This is a genomic window from Halomonas sp. BM-2019 (assembly GCF_017584085.1).
Genome location: NZ_CP071922.1, coordinates 1,458,367 through 1,463,588, shown reverse-complemented (window position 1 = coordinate 1,463,588; position 5,222 = coordinate 1,458,367). Strand labels below are relative to the sequence as shown.

The following is a 5,222-nucleotide window of genomic DNA, read 5'->3' as shown; positions in this document are numbered from 1 at the left end:
CCGCCGCCCTGGTCCAGGGCGCCGAGGTAGAGACGGCGATCCGCCAGGGCCAGGCGGCCGCCGCCATCGCCGTCACCCGCCCCGGGGCCCAGGCCTCGATCCCCCACCGCCACGAACTCGACCCCCACTGATTCCGTAGCCAGAGGAGAACAACAATGACCACCACCCTGCCCGCCAAGGTGATCTTCGATACTGACCCGGGCGTCGACGACGCCATGGCGCTGCTCTTCCTGCACCGCCACCCGGCCATCGAGCTGCTCGGCATCACCACCGTGCACGGCAATGCCAGCATCGACACCACCACCCGCAACGCCTGCTACCTGGCCGAGCGCTTCGCCATCGAGGTGCCCATCGCCCAGGGTGCCCGGGAGCCCCTGGCGCTGCCCAAGTCGGCGCCGCCGGCCATGGTGCACGGCGACGATGGCCTGGGTAACGTCGGCCAGAGCTTCACGCCGAGCCGCGAACCGGATCCCCGCCCCGCCTATCGCTGGATCATCGACACGGTACGCGCCCATCCCGGCGAGGTGACCCTGGTCGCGGTGGGCCCGCTGACCAACCTGGGCCTGGCCCTCAAGGAGGACCCGGCGATCGCCGAGCTTGTCAAGGCGGTGGTGATCATGGGCGGCGCCTTCGGTGTCGACGGCCAGGGCGGCAACGTCACCCCCGCGGCGGAGGCCAATATCCACGGCGACCCCCTGGCCGCCGACCTGGTCTTCACCGCCCCCTGGCCGGTCACCGCGGTGGGCCTGGACGTGACCCACCGGGTACTGATGCGCAACGCCGACTTCGCCCGCCTGCGCGACCAGGGCGGCGAGGATGGCGAGTTCATGTGGGCGATCTCGCGCCACTACGTGGACTTCTACTCCCAGCGCGAGGCCATCGACGGCTGCTATGTCCACGACTCCAGCGCCGTGGCCTATGTCATCGACCCGAGTCTCTTCACGCTGCGTTCGGGCCCGGTGCGGGCGGTGTGCGACGGCCTCGCCATGGGCCAGACCCTCCAGCGCCCCGACGATCGGGACTTCCCGCCCGGCGACTGGGACGGCCACCCCTCCCAGCGGGTCTGCGTGGACGTGGACGCCGAGCGCCTGCTGGCGCTGTTCCTGGACACCTTTATCGACGCTGAGCGAAGCCGGGACTGAGCCCCCCGCTCCCCCGGCGTGCCCCGCTTCGGGGTACTGCCGGGCCCCATACAACGACAACAGAGGCTTCCCATGACACCACGCATCCGTTCCGCCCTCGCCACCACCCTCGCCACCACCCTCGGCACGCCCTTGGTGGTGCTGGGCATCCCCCTGGCCCAGGCCGACACCCTGACCCCCGTCTGGTCCTTCGCCAATGCCTCGCTCAACTACCTGGACTGGTCCAGCGGCACCGAGCGGCGAACCGCCGACAACGCCGCCAAGAGCGACTTCTTCTACCTGGAGCTGGAGGGGGGCGTGGGCTTCGAGTGGGGCGAGTTCTACGGCTTCGCCGATCTCGAGAACCCGGGCAACAGCCGCTTCGACGCGGACAGCGACGGCCGGGACAATCGTCGTACCGCCGCCAAGCTGACCTCGCACTTCTACCTGGGCGACTCGCCCTTCTCCCTCTATGCCCATGTCTACGACTTCCGCGACCCGGGCTTCAATGCCCGCGAGCAGGATCAGGTGCTCGGCCTGGGCTTTCGCCACACCTTCGCCAATGGCCTGTGGGTCAAGCCCTTCCTGGGCGCGGCCCGGGTGCAGAGCAGCGGCCACACCGGCATGAACGGCTACATGGCCGGCTGGGTGGCCGGCTACGACTTCCAGGCCTTCGACCAGGCCTTCAGCGTCACCAACTGGCACGAGCAGACCTTCGATCGCGCCGACGCCTATCTCGAGCAGAACTTCGTCGGCGACAAGGCCGGGCCCGTCGGCACCAATGGCGCAGTGAGTCTCTGGTGGCACCCTCACGAGCGGCTCACCACCGGGGTGCAGTACCGCTATGCCAACAACAAGCTGGGCACCCCCGACGCCTACCAGAACGCCATGATCTACACCCTCAAGTTCAACTTCCTGTAAGGCCCGGCGTCCTCGCAGCCCGAATCCTGGAGGCATTCCCATGACCATCACCATGAGCCTCGTCGGCATGGCGTCCCTGATCGCCATCGCCCTGCTCTTCTCCACCGATCGTCGCGCCATCCGCCTGCGTACCGTGGGCGGCGCCTTCGCCCTCCAGGCCGGCATCGGCGCCTTCGTGCTCTACGTGCCCGCCGGCCAGGCGGTGCTCGCCACCGTCTCCGACGCCGTCAGCCAGGTGGTGGCCTACGCCAACGACGGCATCGGCTTCCTCTTCGGCGGCCTGGCCGACGTGGACAACATCGGCTTCGTCTTCGCCGTCAGGGTGCTGCCGGTGATCGTCTTCTTCTCCTCGCTGACCGCCGTGCTCTACTACCTGGGCATCATGCAGTGGGTGATCCGCATCCTCGGCGGCGCCCTGCAGAAGGCGCTCGGCACCTCGCGTACCGAGTCGCTCTCGGCCACCGCCAACATCTTCGTCGGTCAGACCGAGGCGCCCCTGGTGGTGCGTCCCTTCATCGCCCGCATGACCCCCTCCCAGCTCTTCGCGGTGATGTGCGGCGGGCTCGCCTCGGTGGCCGGCTCGGTGCTGGCCGGCTATGCGGCGCTGGGCATCCCCATGGAGTACCTGGTCGCCGCCTCCTTCATGGCCGCCCCCGGCGGGCTGTTGTTCGCCAAGCTGATCATGCCCGAGACCCAGACCCCCGAGGACAGCATCTCCGCCGCCGAGGCGCGCCTCGACGAGGAGGAGGACCACCCCAGCAACGTGCTCGACGCCGCCGCCGCCGGTGCCTCCTCCGGCCTGATGCTCGCCGCCAACGTCGGCGCCATGCTGATCGCCTTCATCGGCCTGATCGCCCTGCTCAACGGCATCCTCGGCGGCGTGGGCGGCTGGGTCGGCATGGAGGCGCTGAGCCTCGAGCTGATCCTCGGCTGGCTGTTCGCGCCGCTGGCCTTCCTGCTCGGCGTGCCCTGGGAGGAGGCGACGCTCGCCGGCTCCTTCCTTGGCCAGAAGGTGGTGGTCAACGAGTTCGTCGCCTACATCAACCTGGCCCCCTACCTCGACGGCAGCCAGCTGGTGCCGGCTACCGGCCAGGTGATGACGCCCCACACCATGGCGATCCTGTCGTTCGCCCTGTGCGGCTTCGCCAACCTGGCCTCGGTGGCCATCCTGCTCGGCGGCCTCGGCAGCATCGCCCCCAACCGCCGCCACGACATCGCCCGCTTCGGCCTGCTGGCGGTGCTCGCCGGCACCCTCTCCAACCTGATGTCGGCGACCCTGGCCGGGTTCTTCCTCGCCCTCGCCTGAGCGCCGGGCCCGGCTACGCCTCGTCGTGGCCGGCCCCCTCGGCGTGGACCTGCTCCAGGTCGACGATCCGCGAGCGGCTCATCACCACCTTCCAGCGCTGCAGGGTCGATGGCCGGTCGCCCTGGGTCTCGCGGATCACCAGGTTGATCAGGTGGCGCTTCTCCACCTCCTCGCGCACCACCTGCCCCTCCTCCAGCCGGTAGACCCGGTGGCTGCCCTTGTCCATCAGCCGGGCGATCAACGAGAGGTCCAGGGTGAGGATCTCGCGGGTGTGGTCGTAGCCGCTGAGGAAGCGGGTCGGCGACATGCGCGAGCTGGAGCGGTAGTGCACCACCATCTCCTCGCGCTGGGCCACGTTGCGCTTGCGCACCCGCTGGATCTCCGGGTCCAGCCTGGGAAAGCGCGTGTAGTCGAACCACTCCAGCTGGCGACCCACCAGCACGTTGCGGGTGGGGTCCAGGTACTGGCGCCGCCACTTGGGCCGCCCCTTGCGCAGCAGACGCCACAGGGTATTGCGCAGGTCGTCCTTGAACACCTCGCGCAGGGCGTAGAGCACCGCCATGGCCAGCACGAAGAGCGCGGTGATGTCGGAGAGCGTATCGCGGACCTGCAGCAGCCCCAGGGAGACGAACACCATCACCACCGCGGTGGCCAGCCCCTTGACCGCCTTCTGCTCCCCGCCGCCGAGCTCCTGGGTGCGCTGCTTGAGGGTCACCGGGTACTCGATCAGACGGCGCAGCAGGCGCATCTTGTTGGACATCCGGGTGGGGTCCCGGGTGACCCGCAGCGAGTTGTATTCCTGGGTCTCGCGATAGGCGGCCTCATCGCGGCAGATCGCCAGCAGCCGCTCGCGGACCCGCCGGAAGTGCCCCCCGCGGGGCAGGTTGGCGAGTAGCGCCAGCAGGCGCTGCTCGGTGAACCAGGAAAGGTAGTTGTCGATGGTCACGTAGTAGCGGTGCAGGCTCTCCTCGGTGGGCTTCTGGCGGCGCAGCCGCTTGAGGATACTGGCGGCCAGGCCCGCATGCTCCTCCAGCTGGGCCACCAGGGAGTCCCCCTCCTCCGCCCGCCCCTCGGACGCTGCCTTCTTTCCCGTGGCGGCGGACTTCTCGGCCTTGCGCGCCCGGCGGGCGGCCTCCAGCAGCGGCTGGGTGGAATGCTCCAGGGCCACCACATACTGATAGGCGTAGAGGCTCAGGCTCAGGCGATACTGCTCCGGGTCGAGCCTGCCGCGCTCGGCCAGGCGGCTGAGCACCAGCGGCAGCCGATAGCGGTCGCTGAAGTAGGTGCGCTTGACGTGGATGGCGGCGTGGTAGAACTCCTCCTCCGCGATCACGTTGGCGCTCAGCCCCAGCTCCCCTGGCACGAACAGCAAGAGATCGAACCGGTGGGAGGTCTCCTCCTGAAGCATCCGGGAGATACGCAGGTGGAAGCTGTCCTGGCGCTCGACATTGATCATTGCCCCGGATCCGGCGAGGCGCCGCGGGCACTGGTATCGCCCCCGGGGTCCGCCACCCCGGCCCGGCCGGGCTCACGCCCCGCGGCATCTCGATGCTCTCAGGCGCCCGCCGCCGCGGCCCTCCATGCTGACGCTGAGCCTCGGCATGGCCAGGTCGAGCCCCTGCTCCTCCATGCGCTGACGCAACAGCAGATTGAAGGCGCGGGACACATCCCACTGCATCTCCGGGGCGGTCCGAAAGCGCATGCGCAGCACCGGGCAGCCCTCCTCGAAGGCCTGGATGCCCTGCATCTCCAGGGGCGACCAGATGTAGTGGCGCATCATCGGGTCCTGGCGCAGCGCCTGGGCGGTCTCCTGCATCAGCGTGATGGCGTCATCGATCTTCATGTCGTGGGGAATGCGGAGGCGCATCAGGGCG

General features: G+C 69.3%; 4 protein-coding genes and 1 pseudogene. 3 read left to right on the top strand and 2 right to left on the bottom strand.

All coding sequences use genetic code 11. The annotated features are described in order from the left end of the window. The first annotated feature begins 155 nt into the window (after positions 1-155). The 3 genes from J5F18_RS07390 to J5F18_RS07380 all read left to right on the top strand — a co-directional run bounded on the left by J5F18_RS07390 (position 156) and on the right by J5F18_RS07380 (position 3,348). The gene (locus J5F18_RS07390; protein WP_346301627.1) at positions 156-1,142 is read left to right on the top strand and encodes a nucleoside hydrolase; all 987 of its coding nucleotides are present in this window, start codon (positions 156-158) and stop codon (positions 1,140-1,142) included. A 72-nt stretch (positions 1,143-1,214) separates the two neighbouring features. Further along, the gene (locus J5F18_RS07385; protein WP_346301626.1) at positions 1,215-2,042 is read left to right on the top strand and encodes an outer membrane protein OmpK; all 828 of its coding nucleotides are present in this window, start codon (positions 1,215-1,217) and stop codon (positions 2,040-2,042) included. 40 nt (positions 2,043-2,082) lie between these two features. After that, on the top strand, positions 2,083-3,348 hold the full coding sequence (locus J5F18_RS07380; RefSeq protein ID WP_346301625.1) for a NupC/NupG family nucleoside CNT transporter: 1,266 nt from the start codon (positions 2,083-2,085) through the stop codon (positions 3,346-3,348). Between the two features lie 13 nt (positions 3,349-3,361). On the opposite strand, the gene J5F18_RS07375 is transcribed toward J5F18_RS07380, so the two are convergent. Both J5F18_RS07375 and J5F18_RS07370 read right to left on the bottom strand, forming a co-directional pair. After that, positions 3,362-4,804 carry a hypothetical protein gene (locus tag J5F18_RS07375; RefSeq protein WP_346301624.1) on the bottom strand — a complete coding sequence of 481 codons (1,443 nt, stop codon included), beginning with the start codon at positions 4,802-4,804 and terminating at the stop codon, positions 3,362-3,364. 72 nt (positions 4,805-4,876) lie between these two features. Further along, positions 4,877-5,222 (bottom strand): annotated as a pseudogene (locus J5F18_RS07370) (mechanosensitive ion channel family protein); the annotation flags it as partial.